The organism is Rhodococcus sp. B7740 (assembly GCF_000954115.1).
GTDB lineage: Bacteria > Actinomycetota > Actinomycetes > Mycobacteriales > Mycobacteriaceae > Rhodococcoides.
This window is the reverse complement of sequence record NZ_CP010797.1, coordinates 350,770-367,439: the sequence shown is the minus strand read 5'-3', so window position 1 is coordinate 367,439 and position 16,670 is coordinate 350,770. Positions and strand designations below refer to the sequence as shown.

11 protein-coding genes are annotated in these 16,670 nt (G+C 64.5%); 9 read left to right on the top strand and 2 right to left on the bottom strand.

Annotation, left to right across the window (positions count from 1 at the left end; translation table 11 throughout):
- Window positions 1–176 precede the first annotated feature (176 nt).
- Entirely contained in the window at window positions 177–4,310 is a 4,134-nt protein-coding gene (locus NY08_RS01645; protein ID WP_082073662.1) for a bifunctional nitrate reductase/sulfite reductase flavoprotein subunit alpha, read from the top strand.
- Here NY08_RS01645 and NY08_RS01640 read toward each other — a convergent pair.
- Entirely contained in the window at window positions 4,304–5,233 is a 930-nt protein-coding gene (locus tag NY08_RS01640; protein ID WP_235387064.1) for an alpha/beta hydrolase, read from the bottom strand. The genes NY08_RS01645 and NY08_RS01640 overlap by 7 nt on opposite strands.
- 39 nt (window positions 5,234–5,272) lie before the next feature.
- Window positions 5,273–6,391 carry an endo-1,4-beta-xylanase gene (locus NY08_RS01635; RefSeq protein ID WP_045194549.1) on the bottom strand — a complete coding sequence of 373 codons (1,119 nt, stop codon included), beginning with the start codon at window positions 6,389–6,391 and terminating at the stop codon, window positions 5,273–5,275.
- Window positions 6,392–6,559: 168 nt separating this feature from the next.
- Between NY08_RS01635 and NY08_RS01630 the strand changes: the two genes are divergently transcribed.
- From NY08_RS01630 to NY08_RS01595, 8 genes are all read left to right on the top strand, one after another.
- Window positions 6,560–7,267, top strand: coding sequence for a GAF domain-containing protein (locus NY08_RS01630; RefSeq protein ID WP_045194547.1), 708 nt, complete (start codon window positions 6,560–6,562; stop codon window positions 7,265–7,267).
- Between the two features lie 151 nt (window positions 7,268–7,418).
- The gene (locus NY08_RS01625) at window positions 7,419–8,897 is read left to right on the top strand and encodes a sugar transferase (protein WP_235387062.1); all 1,479 of its coding nucleotides are present in this window, start codon (window positions 7,419–7,421) and stop codon (window positions 8,895–8,897) included.
- 40 nt (window positions 8,898–8,937) lie between these two features.
- Window positions 8,938–10,311: an O-antigen ligase family protein gene (locus NY08_RS01620; RefSeq protein ID WP_045194545.1), complete on the top strand. Its 1,374-nt coding sequence runs from the start codon at window positions 8,938–8,940 to the stop codon at window positions 10,309–10,311.
- Window positions 10,221–11,273 (top strand): glycosyltransferase family 4 protein, encoded by a 1,053-nt coding sequence (locus NY08_RS01615; RefSeq protein ID WP_045194543.1) that lies wholly within the window; start codon window positions 10,221–10,223, stop codon window positions 11,271–11,273. Before NY08_RS01620 ends, NY08_RS01615 begins: the two co-directional genes overlap by 91 nt.
- Window positions 11,273–12,799 carry a flippase gene (locus NY08_RS01610; protein ID WP_032394630.1) on the top strand — a complete coding sequence of 509 codons (1,527 nt, stop codon included), beginning with the start codon at window positions 11,273–11,275 and terminating at the stop codon, window positions 12,797–12,799. The genes NY08_RS01615 and NY08_RS01610 overlap by 1 nt, the downstream gene beginning before the upstream one ends.
- 243 nt (window positions 12,800–13,042) lie before the next feature.
- Window positions 13,043–14,308, top strand: a complete 1,266-nt coding sequence (locus NY08_RS01605; RefSeq protein ID WP_052683945.1) for a hypothetical protein — start codon at window positions 13,043–13,045, stop codon at window positions 14,306–14,308.
- On the top strand, window positions 14,298–15,407 hold the full coding sequence (locus tag NY08_RS01600) for a glycosyltransferase (RefSeq protein ID WP_032394631.1): 1,110 nt from the start codon (window positions 14,298–14,300) through the stop codon (window positions 15,405–15,407). The genes NY08_RS01605 and NY08_RS01600 overlap by 11 nt, the downstream gene beginning before the upstream one ends.
- The gene (locus tag NY08_RS01595) at window positions 15,394–16,656 is read left to right on the top strand and encodes a hypothetical protein (protein ID WP_052683694.1); all 1,263 of its coding nucleotides are present in this window, start codon (window positions 15,394–15,396) and stop codon (window positions 16,654–16,656) included. The genes NY08_RS01600 and NY08_RS01595 overlap by 14 nt, the downstream gene beginning before the upstream one ends.
- Window positions 16,657–16,670: the final 14 nt, after the last annotated feature.

Sequence of the window (16,670 nt, the reverse complement as noted above, 5' to 3'; positions counted from 1 at the left end):
CGATGAGTAACGTTCGAGTACCAATCGCAGACCGGGAAGTTCGTGTTACCTCACGTCCGCTTCCTGCGTTCCTCGGGGCGCATCACCGCCTTCGGCGGAGCATGGTGAGGACAACGTCATATCCGGCTAACTGAGGTGTAATGACGGCGCACCCTGGGCCGGGCACTGTGGAATGCATGGTCACCACGGTGAAGACACTCTGCGCGTACTGCGGCGTGGGATGCGGCATGGTGCTCGAGGTCGGCGGCCAATCCCTGACCTCCGATACCACCGCGACCAGGCCTGTCGTCACCAAATCCGTCGGCGACAAGTCTCACCCGGCCAACTTCGGCCGGCTGTGCACCAAGGGAACCACCACCGCGGACATGCTCGCCGGACCCGGACGGCTCGAGAAGGCTCGGATTCGGCACCGCCGCGGCGAGCGCCCGGAGAGCACGGACACGTCGGTGGCGATCAACGACACCGCCCGGCGGCTGCGAGCGATCATCGACGAACACGGTCCCGATGCGCTCGCGCTGTACGTCTCGGGGCAGATGTCGATCGAGGCCCAGTACCTGTCGAACAAATTGGCCAAGGGTTTCATCGGCACCAACCAGATCGAGTCCAATTCCCGACTCTGCATGGCGAGCGCGGGAACCGGATACAAACAGTCGCTCGGTGCCGACGGCCCGCCTGGATCCTACGAGGACTTCGACCACGCCGACGTCTTCTTCGTCATCGGCTCCAACATGGCCGACTGTCACCCCATTCTCTTTCTGCGGATGATGGACCGAGTCAAGGCAGGCGCGAAGCTGATCGTCGTCGACCCCCGTCGCACCGCCACCGCGGACAAGGCCCACCTGCACCTGCAACTCGAACCGGGTTCGGACCTCGCGCTGCTCAACGGTCTGCTCGCGCTCATAGTCGAGAACGGCGACATCGACCCCGAGTTCATCGCGGAGTTCACCGACGGGTGGGACGCCATGCCGGAGTTCCTCAGCGACTACACCCCGGAGAAGGTTTGCGCCGCAACCGGTCTCGCCGAGCAAGACCTGCGGGCCGCCGCCGCGATGATCGGCGGCGCAGAGAACTGGATGAGCTGCTGGACTATGGGCCTGAACCAGTCGACGCACGGAACCTGGAACACCAATGCGCTGTGCAACCTCCATCTGGCGACCGGTGCCATCTGCAGGACCGGTAGCGGCCCGTTCTCACTGACCGGTCAACCGAACGCCATGGGCGGACGGGAAATGGGATACATGGGCCCGGGGCTGCCGGGACAGCGAGCGGTGGTCAACGACGCCGACCGCGAATTCGTCGAGGATCGATGGGGCGTTCCGCGTGGAACTCTGCGCACCGATGTCGGCGGCGGAACCATCGAGATGTTCGCCAAGCTCGCTGCCGGTGAGATCAAGGCCTGCTGGATCATCTGCACCAATCCGGTTGCCTCGGTGGCCAACAGAACGACGGTGATCGACGGTCTCGAGCGCGCCGAGTTGGTCATCACTCAGGATGCCTTCGCCGATACCGAAACCAACGAGTACGCCGATGTGATGCTGCCCGCTGCGTTGTGGACGGAAGCGCACGGAGTGATGGTCAACTCCGAACGCAACCTCACGCTGTTCCAACCGGCGCTCGAGGCACCGGGCGGTGCGCTGCCGGACTGGAAGATCATCGCCGACATGGCGTGCGCGCTGGGGTACTCCGATGCCTTCACGTATGCGAGCGCCGAGGAGGTGTTCGAGGAGATCAAGCAGTTCTGGAATCCGAACACCGGCTACGACATTCGCGGAGTCACCTACGATCGCCTGCGCGAAAGTCCCATCCAGTGGCCGTGTCCGCCCGACGCGTCGACCACCCGGCACCCGATCCGTTACCTCAACGACGGGGTCAGCCAACGACGACGGGTGGCCGAGGACGGTTCGATCCCCGCGTTGTCCTTCCCCACCCCTAGCGGTCGGGCTCAGTTCTTCGCCAGGCCCAGCATGATGCCTGCGGAGATGCCCGACGACGACTACCCGTTTCTGCTCAACACCGGGCGCCTGCCGCACCAGTGGCACACCATGACCAAGACCGGCAAGGTCGCCAAACTGAACAAACTCGATTCCGGGCCCTTCGTCGAGGTGCACCCACACGACGCCGACCGGCTCGGTCTGATCGACGGCGACAGCGTCGAGGTCGCGTCCCGCCGAGGCCGAGCCGTCCTCCCTGCCGTCGTCACCGATCGAGTGCTCCCGGGCAGCTGCTTCGCACCCTTCCACTGGAACGACGAATTCGGTGAGTATCTCGCCATCAATGCCGTCACCAACGACGCCATCGATCCGTATTCTCAACAACCCGAGTTCAAGGCGTGCGCTGTCACGCTCACGAGAGTTGCTGCAGCCCAACCACCCTCACCCGCGGACGACGAGCATTCCCACGATCCGGTCGATGCACTCGCCACGATCGTCGGCCGCCCTGCGCGCCCTTCGGAACCACTGACCACCATCGAGCAGCGTTACATCGCAGGACTTCTCGACGGTCTGGGCAGTGAGGCGGGCCGCAGCGCCGCCGGAACGCCCACCCTGCCCTCGCAGACCCCCCTGTCCCCCGAGACCCACGCATGGCTCGACGGCGTTCTCGCAGGACTGTTCTCGCGGAGACCCGACACCGACGGTGCTGTCTCCGGCGTATCGGCCGATACCGCTGATCCAGGCGGTCGCCCGGTGCTGCTGCTCTGGGCCTCGCAGACCGGCACCGCCGAGGAGTACGCCCAGTCCTGCCTGGCCCACCTGCGGGGAGCCGGTCTGACGATAGCCGAACACTCGATGGATACGTTCACCGTCGATCGTGTGCCCGCCGAGGCCGATGTGCTGATCGTCAGCAGTACCACCGGTGACGGCGAAGCGCCCGACAACGGCGCGACGTTCTGGGACAGCCTCGCCGCCGAGTCCGCGGCGACGCTTCCGGGAATCCGTTATGCCGTACTCGCTTTCGGGGACTCGAGCTATGCGGACTTCTGCGGCCACGGACGCAGGATCGACGAGCGTCTCGCCGAGCTGGGTGGCCGGCGACTGCTCGAGCGCGTCGACTGCGAGCCCGACTACGAGAGCGAGGCGGCGGCATGGCTCGATGCGGTGGTCGATCTGCTTCGGCGCGATGACGACACCACCATCGAGGAAGCACGGGTGGAGTCTGCCCGCACCGTTCCGCAGACCCGCGCGGAGCCGGAGCGGTACAGCAAGAAGTCACCGCTGGTGACGACTCTCGTACGAAATCGGGTACTGACCGCACGCGGATCGGTCAAGGATGTCCGTCAGTTCGGATTTCATCTGCCCGACGGCACGCTCGAGTACGAGGTAGGCGACGCGCTCGGAGTGTGGCCGCGAAACAGCGATGCCTATGTCGACGAGTGGCTCGACGCCACCGGCCTGGACAGCGATGCAGCCGTCGACCTCGCTGGACACGGCTCGATGTCGCTGCGCACGGCGCTGAGCCGCCACCTCGAGATCGCCCGTGCAACCCCGGATCTGCTGAAGTTCGTCCATCGACGGACTGCGGACGACGATCTCGAGGCGATGCTGCATCCCGACAACAAGCATGCACTGTCCGACTGGATGTGGGGTCGTCAATCGATCGACGTGCTTGCTGCACACCCGGTTCGAGCCTCGGTGGACGACTGGCTGGGAGTTCTGAAACCGTTACAGCCACGGCTGTACTCGATCTCGTCGAGTCCTAAAGAGAACCCCAACGAGGTACAAGTGACGGTCTCGGCGGTGCGGTACAACGTGCACGGAGTTCCGCGGCGTGGCGTGTGCTCGACCTACCTCGCCGACCATGCGTCGGATCACGATGTGGGAATCTTCGTGCAGAAGACCTCGCACTTCAAGCCGCCGGACGACCCCACCACCCCGATGATCATGGTGGGCCCGGGTACCGGCGTCGCCCCGTTCCGCGCCTTCCTGCACGAGCGTCGCGCACTCGGGCACACCGGCCACAACTGGCTGTTCTTCGGTGAACAGCACGCCGACACGGACTTCTACTATCGCGACGAACTGACTGCGATGCTGAGCGACGGGTCGCTGAACCGCCTGGACGTCGCCTTCTCGCGCGATCAGAAGGACAAGGTCTACGTCCAGGATCGGATGCGCGAGCACGGGGCCGAGCTGTGGAACTGGATTCACCGCGGTGCCCACTTCTACGTGTGCGGCGATGCGTCCAGAATGGCGAAAGACGTGGACGCCGCGCTGAAGGGCGTGGTGGCACAACACGGCAAACTCGCTCCCAGCAGTGCCGAGGCCTACGTCAAAGCCCTTGCCGCAGAGAAGCGATACGTACGCGACGTCTACTGAGTCGGTGGAACCGTGCGGGTGAGGAATTCGATCTGATCAGCCACCACTCGCTCGAATGCCTCACCCAGGTAGATCTCGAAGTGACCGGCGTCGTAGGTCTTGATCTCGCCCTTCGGTGCCGTACGCGCGTAACGCAGAGTGGCCTTCGCCGGCGCAACCGAGTCCGTTTCGCAGACGACGAACAGGATGGGGCACCGAACGTCCTTGGCCCGACGCCCGGGCCGGTGCCGCACGATATGCAGCGCAACTCTCGCTGCGACTCGGTTGTGAAAGGTCTCGTCGGCGTCCGGCGCGAGTGCCAGGTAACCGTCGTAGCTGTCGGGTGAGGTCATCAGCGCGGTCGTCCCGGGTCGTCCGGCCGTGTTCACCATCAGCGGCGGTCGACCGATCACCGAACCTGCCAGGTCACCCAGTGCCCGGCCGGACAGCTTCATCGATGTCCAGGTGTTCGACGCGAGTCCCGAGGCAATTCCGTCGGTGAACGGGCACTGCGAGATCACTGCCGCGACCTGCTGGTCTCGGGCGGCGGCGACGATGACGTGACCACCGCCGAACGACGAGCCCCACAACACGATTCGGGAGTTGTCCACATCTGCACGTGAGCGGGCATGAGCGATAGCCGAGGCCCAGTCCTGCAATTGCGCGTCGATGTCGAGCAGCTGTCGTGGCTCGCCGCCGCTGGCCCCGAAGTAGCGATAGTCGAACACCAGGCAGGCGTATCCCGCGGCGCGGAAGCGCTCGGCATAGGCGTCGAGCCGCATCTCCCGAGTTCCGCCGAGGCCGTGCCCCATCACGATCACCGGAGCCGGGCCGGTGTCCCTCGGAAGATAGAGCCACGCCGCGCAGGCGTCACCGTGAGAATCGAACGTGACATCGATGCGATCTGGGATCGAGCCCCCGGCTGCGAATTCATGCGCAGACAATAGCTCACCAGGTCGAAGCAATGGCCGAGAGTCGGTCGATCAGCGTCCGGAGTGCTCGGCGGCGTAGGCGTCGACGCGTCCGTAGGCGATCTTGGGCGTCCAATCGCGCTGCACCAAGCCGAAGTTCTGCTCGGTGTCTGCTGGATCGGTGCCGGCGTCGCGCAGGCTGTACACGTAGGCCGGTCCGAGCCAGTCGTTGCCGAGGACGGCATCGAGGACGATCCCTATGCTGTCCGCTTGCACCTGCTCGCTGACACTGTTGGGTGCGGTCCCGGTTGGCGCACCGAACTCGGTGATCCAGATCTGCTTGCCGCTGTCGCCGCCTGCGATCATGGTGTCTCGCATGGACCACATCTTCATGGCGGTGTTCCACGACGCCGTGTCCGGGTCGTTGGGTAGGTACGGCCACGTGTACGGGTGAACGTTGAAGGCGTCGAAGTACTTGTTGGATCCTTGCGCGTACATCTTCGACAGGAACGTCGTACCCGCGATGTTGCCGTCCTTGTCCTCGGAGGGTGCCATCCCGCCTGCGAGCACGGTGGAATCGGGTTGTACTTGCTTGATCGCCGTGTAGGTCGCTCGAAGCAGCGCCGAATAGGCCGCCACATCGGGAACGGGCTTGAAGAACGTCACGATGTTCGGCTCGTTCCACACTTCCCATATCTTGATTCGGCTCTGGTACCGCTGAACCACGCTCTTGGCGAACGCAGCGAAGGTCGCAGGGTTCGCAGGACGGGAGTGCGAATCGTTGACGGCACCGGCTACACGTGCCCACCGCGGTGTGTACGCGACGATGCCGTGCACGCACATCCCGTGGGCCACAACGGCATCGATCACCCGATCCGTTCGGCTCCAGTCGAACCTGCCCCGCGTCGACTCGATGGCAGACCAATCGATGTCGAGACGAACCGCGAAGGACCCCGCGTCGCGGGCGAGCGTCAGTTCTCGATCCAGATCCGTCGGAGACAGCGCACCTATCGAAGCGCCCGGTGACACTCCGATCCGAACGGCATCCGACTGCCGCGAACACGGCGGATTGTCCCCCGGTACCTGTTGCTCCCGCAGGACGGATGCGGCCGCCGGCATCGACCCGGCAGCCAGGGACAACAACACGACTACAAGCGCGGTTGCCGCTCGCCGCGGTGAACTCGGTTTCATCGGCAGATGTTAGCAACCTCGGTGAATTCGAAATCGAATACCGGCAATACTGCTTCGCAGCTGGGTTTGTCTCGGTCCTCGGCCGCAGAACCACGCCGAAAACCGAATTATGGAATGCAGTGACTCGGGCGTCGGTGAGACGTCACGGCCTGTACTACCATCTGGACAATGACGACAGGATTTCCCGGTTTCGACGACCGCCTGAACGAGTTGCTGGCCACACAAGCGGAGAAGTCGGGTCTGTCCCCCGAGGCATACATTCGACGCGCTTTGGTCGATCAGATCGTGCGAGAGCTGTCCGAGGATCCCGATTCCGAGGTCGGTGCGCTGCTTCGAGTTCTACAGGAGGGCGTGGACAACGGTGTCGACCCGATCGAAGCCACCCGAGTGTTCGGCACCCCGATCGACGACCCGGACAGGCTTGCCGCAGTGAACCGAACGGGCTTGATGGACACCGACTCCGACGCCGGGTACGACCGGGTCGTCGCCATGGTGGCCGATGCCCTCAGCGTTCCGTCGGCTGCGTTCTCGCTGCTCGACGACAGACGTCAGTATTTCAAGAGCGCTCTCGGGCTGCCCGCGGAACTCGGTGGCGCGCAGGAGGTTCCTCTCGACGGATCGATCTGCCGCTACGCGATCGATCTCGGACAACCACTCGTCGTCGAGGACGCACGGCTCAACGACATGCTCAAGGATCACCCGTCGGTGCAGGGCAACCTGCTCGTGTCCTACCTCGGAGTCCCGCTCACCGACGACGAGGGCCATTCCGTCGGAACCCTCTGTGTATGGGATCAGCAGCCCCGTCAATGGACTACCGGCCACGTACAGATACTGCAGGATTTGGCGTGGATCATTCGCGAGCGAATTTTCGAATAACCGGCGCAATACCCATCGGGTATTAGCATTTATCGGCCCACAACCGACTTCGAGTTTTTTTGACAAGTCGACCGGGTTGCCTCTTTCGTCCCGGTATACATTAAAAGGGATATTCGGGACCACCGATCCGAACTAGCCACCGGAAGTAGATGTGCCCAAAACCCTGGATTCACTGCGCACCAGCTCTCGGGCTGCCGAGGCGGACACAATCGTCGACACTCGCACACTCGTCGATCGACTCCGAGTCGATCCGTGGCACTCGGCGATCACCGTGGCCGTCGACGTCCTTGCTGCTGTCGTGGCCGTGGTTGCAGCACTGCTGTGGTATTCGGGGAGTCTCACCGAGACCGGCTGGCTGCCATGGCTTTTCCTGCCGCTCCTCGTCGGCATCCTCGCCGCCAAGTCGATGTATCGCCGCGGACTCCGGCGCAACTTCCTCGACGAGATCGGGCCGGCTGAAACCGCCGTCGCATTCGCATCACTGGCGTTGATGGTCTCGATGTTCGTGGCCGACACCGACTATCGGCCGAGTGCCGTCGTACTGCGAATCTGGGTGGCGAGTGCCGCGACGATCGCCGTTGCTCGCTTGATCCGTGTCGTCGTGCAGCGGTTGATTCGAACCAGGTACGGCTCCGCCGCACCGACCATCGTGTTGGGCAACGATCCGATTGCCCACCAACTCGTTTCACGGACACGGCAATTCCCGGAGTACGGTCTGCTTCCGGTCGGTTACGTGGGCGAGGCACCGGTCGCCGACCTGTCCTCGGCGGGCGACCCGGCCGATCTGCCTCACCTCGGAGTTCCGAGCAACTTCGAGACCATCGCTCGCAGAACGGCAGCAGAAGAACTGATCGTCGCGTTCGCACCGACGGAGGATCGGGAGCTCCTCGGTGCCATAAGGACAGCGCATCGACTCGGCATGCGAGTGTGGGTGGTGCCGAGGCTGTACGACGCAGTAGGTGTCAACGCCCGCGTCGAGCACATCGGCGGTCTGCCGTTGATGGTGCTACCGCACGTGAACCCCAAGGGGTGGCAGTTCGCACTCAAGGGAGTTCTCGATCGGGTTCTGACCGCGTTCGGCCTACTGCTGCTCTCCCCCGTCTTCCTGACGCTGATGCTGCTCGTGCGCCTGAGTTCCCCTGGACCGATCTTCTTCAAGCAGGAGCGAATCGGGCGCGACGGATTGCCGTTCGATTGCCTGAAGTTCCGTTCCATGCGGCCTCCCCGTGCCTCCGACGCCGAGTTCGAGCGGAAGGCCGGTGACGCGCCCGGCGGTGTCGAAGGTGTCGATCGACGAACGCGCGTGGGAAAGATCATGCGACAGACCTCGATGGACGAACTTCCGCAGCTGCTCAACGTCCTTCGCGGCGACATGAGTTTGGTCGGTCCGCGGCCGGAGCGCCCCGAGTACGTCGACCTGTTCGAGATGCAGATCCGTCGGTACGGAGAGAGGCATCGCGTGAAGGCAGGTGTCACGGGATGGGCACAGGTGCACGGCCTTCGCGGACAGACGTCCATCGCCGACCGCGCCGAGTGGGACAACTACTACATCGAGAACTGGTCTGTGTGGCTCGATGTCAAAATTCTGTTTCTCACGGTTCTCGCCGTTCTGAAGCGCGCCGAGGACTGATCGTGGTCTACGCCGAACACGACCGCGTTCGGGGCACCGCGTGATCACGTACGTTGCGCTCGGTGTCGGCGCAGCGCTGGTGCTCGCGCTGGGCTGCGCGGTGGCCTCGGCGATCTACCGTCGGCCACAGCGCGGGGTTCTCCTGCTGGCCGGACTTGTTCCACTGCACGGACTTCTGGTTCTCGTTCCCCTCCCAGGGATCGTATCGGGCTGGAAGGAGGGTCTCGTCGTCTTCACTGTCCTGTGCGCGTGGTTGCGCCGACCACGGCACGTCCGCGGCTCGTCGCCTCGAGTGTTCGTGCCGTGGTGGCCGGCCGCTGCGGTCTTCGTCGTGTTCGGCAGCGTGTCGGCGTTCGCCACGTACGGAGTCGTGGGCGTGTTCGGCATCAAGGTCACCTTCTTCTACATCCTGCTGGTGGTCGTCATGTGGCTCGCACCGTTCGACGCCACTGATCGGGACCACCTCGTCTCCGTTCTCATGGGCATGGGCGTGTTCACGTCGGCGGTCGGCATAGCGCAACTGGTGGCCGGTCCCGCCGCGCTGGTGTCGCTGGGGTACGAATACGGCACGCAGGTCCGAACATCGGGCGGACTGCTGCGTACGTTCAGCACGTTCAATCTGCCGTTCCCCTTCGGCCTATACGTGATGTTGGCGTTGCTGGTCGGAGGTGCGGTAGCGCTGGCCGATCCGCGTCGGCGACGAAACCTGTTGTTCCTCTGCGCGACTCCGATGATGGTGATCGCGATGTCCAGCTCGATCGTGCGAGGGGCGATTCTCGGACTCGCCGTCGGGGCCGTTTACTTGATCGCCGTGCGTTTCCGCTACCTCGCCGCGCCGTTCGCGCTGGCGGCAGTGGCCGTCGCCGTCACGGTCCCCTTCGTACCCAAGATCACGTCGGTCTTCTTCTCGTCGAGCAGCCTGGGTCAACGCGGCGACGGCTGGGCCAACATCATCGCCAGCATCCTGATCCATCCGTTCGGGACGGGTCTGGGATCGAGCGGATCTGCCGCAGACCGCATTTCCACCGCCGAGGGCGTCGCGTTCACGCAATCAGGGCTCTCGACCAACTATCAACCGGACAACTACTACATCAAGGCGCTGCTCGAACTGGGGCCGATCGGCCTCTGGGCCGTCGTGGCGCTGTTGGTGACGTCGTTGCTGTGGTGCACCCGCCTCTCCCGGGCACTACCGGGTAGCGACGGTGCGCTCGCCCTCGGAGTCGGTGCGTCGATCGTCGCCGCGATGTTCGCCAGTCTCGTCTCCACGTATTTCGAGATCTTTCCGATCGATGTCTATTTCTGGCTCTTGTTAGGAGTGGTGGGATGCGCAGCAGCGCAACACGAATCGTTTTCGGGGCGCTCGCCCTCCGACCGGGCGGAAGCGGCGTACAGACCTACATTCGCGAACTCCTGAACGAGCTCCCACATTGCCTACCGGGTACCGATCTCGCCGCGTGCGTGCAGCGCGACGCCGTCGGCGATCTTCCACCCTCGGTCGCGGCGATGGAGAGGCCGGTCACCAGCGGTGCGGCTCGCGCTGTGCTCGGCGCCTTCCCCGTCGGTCGTTGCGATGTGGTGCACGGCCTCGACGTCGACCTGCCGTTCCTCACCAAGGCCTTCACCGTTGCGACGGTGCACGACCTCTCGGTCATCGACATGCCGTCGGCTTCCAGTCGATTTCGCGCACTGGGTGAGCAGAGACTGGTACGGCGCGCACTGCGTCGCGCAGATCTGCTCATCGCGGTCTCGCAGTTCACCGCCGATCGAATCAAGGCGGTCAGCGGGCGCGACGCCACGGTGGTCGGCCTGGCACCCGCAGCGTGGGCTCGCGTCCCCAGCGAGGGCCGGGTGGACGCCGTTCGACGCAAATACGACCTGCCGGACCGTTTCGTCATGCAGGTCGGAACGGTGGAGCCTCGCAAGAACGTTCAGCTGGTGGCGGACGCAGCGGAGAGTCTCGGACTACCGTGCCTGCTGGCCGGGGCCGGCTCCGCCGGCCCCCACGCCCCCCGCAATTCACAGGGGCTCGGGTACGTGGACGTCGAGGATCTGCCCGGCCTCTACGCTGCCGCGACCATCACTGCGTACGCCTCTCGGTACGAGGGCTACGGACTCCCGCCCGTCGAGGCGATGGCCTCGGGCGGCGCGGTCGTCGCCAGTGCCGTCGGTGCCCTCCCCGATGTCGTCGGCGACGGTGCCGTTCTCGTCGAATCGGAGAACGTGGACGACTGGGTACAGGCGATGAAACCCATCGCTTTCGACGGAGATACCCGCGCAGCCCTCGTCGACGCGGCAGCCGTGGCAACCCGCGAGATCAGCTGGCGTCGAACGGCAGAGCTCACCGCCGGCGCATATCGAGCCGCAGGCGTGGTCTGATGGCCGAGGACCTCGCACTCGACGGCACCGAGCAACCTCCCGACTACCGTGCAGTGGCCGCGGATCCGAAGGCCGCTGCCAAGGCCACGATTGCCGTCCTGATCAGCCGGGTGATCATCGCAGCCCTGGGATGGGCAGGCAGCGTCGTGGTCGCGCGGTCCCTCGGACCGGACGATTGGGGTCAGTTCAGCTTCGTCTTCGCGCTGCTCGGCTTGATGTCCGTCGTCACCGATCTGGGTGTCGGACGCGTCGTGCTGGCCAAGTTGATGGACGACGATCCCGAGGAGATCGGTCGAACGGCATCGTCGTTCCTGGCTCTGCGGACCGTCCTCGGGCTGCTGGGGTACGTGCTGGCCGTTGCATACGTTCTTCTGCTGCAGTATCCGAGCGAAGTGGTTCTCGCCACGGTCGTGGGTGGGCTGGTTGTCGTGTTCGCCACGCCGGGCCACGCCCTGAGCGTCCTCTTCCAGAGCCGTCATCGCCTGGTCCTGGTGGCCGTCGCCGAAAGCGCAGGCCAAGCACTCCAATTGGCCTTGACCGTCCTGGCGGCCGTGCTTGCCCCCACCCTGCTGATCTTCGTTCTCCCGGCCGTGGCCAACGAAGTGTTCAAGTTGGTGACCAAGGGCTTCGGCATCGGCAACCGTTCCATGGGTCTGCGACCGTCACGGCACATCGAAATCCGTCGCTGGGGGCCCTATCTGAAAGAGGCCGTACCACTGGCAATCGGCTTCGCTCTCACCATCGCCATGCTCAAGATCGACATGTTGATGCTGAGCCTGCTCGACACGTTCGAGGCCGTGGGACTGTACTCCATCGGCTACAAATTCTCGGACATGATCGACACCTTCGTGTTGGCCGCGGTGGCACCGATCAGCACCCTGCTCGTCGCGTCGTGGCCCCACGACACGACAGCATTTCGAGCGCGCACACGTTCGGCTGCACTGCTGTTCGCACTGTTCGGGGCGATGGCTGTCGCGGCGTTCGTACCGTCCGCCGAGCCGCTGATCGGCTTGCTGTACGGCGACCGTTTCGTCGACGGAGCGCACGCAGCCCGTCTGCTCGTGATCGGCGCTGCGCTGATGTCGTTGGTGATGCTGGGCATTTTCGTGCTCGCATCGGCCGGAATGCAGCGACACTACCCCGTTGTGGCGTTGGTCGGCCTGGCCCTGAACGTCGGGTTGAACCTCGTTCTGATCCCGCGAATGTCGTACGACGGAGCTGCAATCTCCACGGTAGCGACGATCGGAACCACGCTCGTCCTGCTGTGGGCAGTGATCGCGCGGAGTATGCCGATTTCCAAACTGTTTCCTGTGCGGTCGATTTCGGTCGTCGTCGTGATCGCGGCAGCTGCGACGGTCGGCGGCTGGTTCCTGGTGCAGTACCACCCCGGCTTGTGGCTGCTCGTCTCCGCTGCGGCGGCGCTGCTGGTCGCGACCGTGCTCTACGCGCTCGTTGCGATCGGACTCGTCGAGTCACCACTGCCGGGAGCGGCAGAGAAAGGACGGCACCGTGCGCGATCCGAGTGAGAACCACGGAAACAACGGACACATCGTCCGATTCGGGCGGCTCGGTCCGGACTCGAAGTTCGGTTTCGCGATCGCAACAAATCACCGTGCTTGTTATTCCAATGTTGTTGATGTGCAATTTCATTCACGGGCGGCTCGGCTACGCGACCGACACCCGACCCCGGCTATCATCGAGCCCGTCGGCTCCACGAATCGCCGAAGCGGTACATCCGCTCGCATCAACGACGGAAGGATATGCGGTTGATGTCCGTCCACGATGCCGTACACCGAGGCGACGTACCCCCACCCATCGACCTGGCCGGCCACATGCGTGAGCTGGGCCGAGCATTTCTGCCAGCCCTCGTCATCGCGCTGCTGGTCGGTGCAGGGGTGTTCTACCTCAGGAGCGAACTCACCGACGAGCAGTACGCCGCGTCGGTCGTCACCGAGATCGAACCGGCCCAGACTCTTGTCCCCGGTGACGCGTTCATCGAGCAGATGCGCGCGCCGTTCATGGAACTGGCAACCGATCGCAGTGTTCTCGACGAGGTACTCGCTCAGGTCGATTCCGATATGGACGCAGCGGAACTCGCCTCGAGCGTGGAGCTCTCCCCCGGCACCTCGCCTGCACTGCTCATCGTGACGGTGACAACCCGATCTCCCGAACTCGCCGCGGATCTGGCCGAGGCGATGGTGTCGACCATGGCAAGCACCAGCACTGCCAATGCAATTCGCGACTCCGGCGATCGTACGAGCGATGCACAGTCCGCAGTCGACGCGCAACAGGCTCGAATCGATGCCCTGGCACCCGACGATCCGAGTCGGCCCGCGGCCGTCTCCGAGCTGGCCGATCTGCGCGCCCGCCTGAGCGAGGTTCAGGCCACAGCGGGCGGAGATCGACTCGTCGTGCTGTCGAACCCCGACCAGAGCACCACTCCGGTATCTCCGAAACCGGTCTCGGAGGCACTCGTCGCAGCGCTCGCTGCTCTCATCGTCGCGGCCGAACTGATCGTGCTGCTCCGAGGACGCCTCGGACGCAAGCCCTCTCGCTCCTGGGCCCGTCGGGTCTCGCGCAAGTACGGTGCACACTTCGACCCGAAGTCGGGCGATACGGTGCCGCCTGCCGTAGCTGCGCGGATCGCTGCGCTCGAACGCGGCGACCGGACTGCCTCGAGAGGCGCTCGACACGCTGCTCCCAAGGGCGAGAGCGTGATCGTCCTGTTGGTCGGCGAGAGTGCCGTGTCGGAGTCGGATCACGATCAGGGCCGGACAACCGAACCTCGCCGAGCCACTGCAGAATTCGGCGTATCGGACCAGTGGTGGCAGCACCTCGACGTGGGTGACGTCGAGACCGTGGTGGTGCTGGTTTCGAAACGCGGACGAGACAAGAAGGCGGCAACCGCCGCACTGCGGCTGCTCGACGACTTCGACATCCCCGTACATCTGGTCCTGCAGAGCGGTAGGTCGACCCGACGGGTGGAACGGACCGCACAGACGATCGCGCCGGAAGGCCAGAGACATGCCAGCTGACAGAATTGCCGTCGTACACGAAAGATTCACCGAGATCGCCGGATCCGAGCACGTCATCGAGCAACTTGCTCTGCACTGGCCTGCGGCCGAGGTGTTCGCGCCGATCTCCCGGCCGTCCGGGGTACCGGCCGGAATCAGTCGCGAGCCGCACACGACCGGCCTCAATCGGGTGTACAACGCGTTGGGCCAACGGTCGTACGCGCCCGTTCTTCCGCTGATGCCGCTGGCCTTTCGCCGAATGCCGCTCACCGGTTTCGATGCCGTGGTCGTCAGCCACCATGCCTTCGCTACCCAGGCCGTGTTCGCCACCGACTCCCCGGTGATCGCCTATGTACACAGCCCGGCACGGTGGGCCTGGGACCCCGAGTTGCGCGCAGGCGAGGGTGGCGGTCGAGCCGGAGCGGCGATACTGACGGCATTGTCGGCCGTCGCACGTCGATGCGAGATAGCCGCCGCACCGAAACTGACCACCGTGGTGGCCAATTCGAGTGCAGTTGCGCGTCGTATCGACAACTGGTGGGGGCGCGACGACGCAGTGGTTGTCCATCCTCCCGTCGACACCGAGGGATTCACACCGGATCCGTCCGTCGAGCGAGAGAACTTCTTCCTGCTCGCGGGACGCCTTGTCCCCTACAAGCGTCCGGACATCGCTGTCCGCGCTGCCGCCGAAGCCGACGTTCCCCTCGTGGTGGCAGGAGACGGTCGCGCAATGAACGCCTGCCGAGAACTTGCCGGACCCAAAACGACCTTCTTGGGACGAGTTTCACACGAGAAGCTTCTCGAACTGCACCGCACGACGCGAGCCCTTCTGATGCCGGGCGTAGAGGACTTCGGGATCGTCCCCGTCGAGTCCATGGCAACCGGAACACCCGTCATCGCCCTGGGCGACGGCGGTGCGATGGACTCGGTGGTACCCGGGAAGACCGGGGTGCACGTATCTCCAGGCTCCGACGACGACGTGATCGCCGGATTCGCCGAGGCCATGCGCTCCTTCGACCCTGCGGACTACGACCGCGCCGCCATCCGTACGTGGGCGGAAGGCTTTTCTCGCGCCAACTTCCGCAGTCGAATGCAGGAGGTCGTCGATGCCGTCCGCTGAGCACCGCTACCGCGCGACTGCGCTGGATCGAGTGTTCGCCGACACCCGAATAATCACCGCTGTCGGTCCGGTCCGTGGTCTCGACGTCGGACGTACGAGACGAACGCTCACGTCCGCCGAACAGGCCGATGCCGAGGCACACCTCGCACTGGAACCGCGGTCGGACAATAAGCATTGGCGCTACCGCACCGACATCGCAGGTGACAACGTCACCTCGAGTACCGGCCCCACGAACGACCTGGGTCGGATGCTCACCGAGATTCGATCCCGAGACGGCAAGCGCAGCCCGCTCGACGTGATCGTGTTCGACGACCATCTCGCCATCGACTACTCGCACGGAATCGGAGATGGCCAGCTCGGCGTGATGATGTTGGCGGCATTCTGCGACGATGCCGACGGGACACTGGTTCCCGGGCTCGCGGCAGGATTGCCCGCGAGTTCCACGTGGAAAGCATTGTGGCGTCACTATTCTCGGAACCCCAAGACCATCTTGGACTTCCGTAGGCTGCGCGGACGCCATAGACCCGAGGTCGACGACGGGTCTGCTCCCCGCCGAAGAATCGAGAACTGGGAAACCGCGAAAGTCAGCCGTGCCGGGTACATGAGCCGAGCACGGGTGGACGAACTCAAGCACTGGACGGCCGAGAACATGCCGGGTGCGACAGCCGCGTCGATCTCGATCGCGCTGTGGAGCGCGGCACTGCGCGCAGAGGGCGTCGACGTCGCCGAGCACATCATGGTCTTGTTCAACAGTCGACGCTACCTCGATCCCGCACAACAGAATTCGCACGGGAACTTCGCCGTCGGTATTCCACTTCACCTGCCGTCGGGCACGACACCCGTCGCTATCGCTACGGCGATGCGTGAGGTGATCGAATCCGGTTGGCCGCTAGCGGTACTGGGGATGTCGCAGCTCCGCGACATCGCAACGCGAGTTCGGTCGTCCGCTGGACCGCAGGTCGACGATTCGGTCGTCGACGTTCCTGGGACATTGAGGTTGGCCGTCAGCGACCTCGGGCGAGTGCGAGTGTTCGATCACCTCGACTGGGTCGACGACGGCAGGCCACCGCAGATGGCCGCATCACTCGAGCCGGACGGCCCGGACGGCTGCACGATGCTCATTGCCGAGATTGCCGGTGGGCGGACCTACACGGCATCGTTCTGCAGCAAGATGATCGACGTCGCGGTCGTCGATTCAGCGCTGCAGAGGATGTGCGGAGACCCCGTCGCTCTACTGCACCATGCCTGACGAGTCACGAGTTC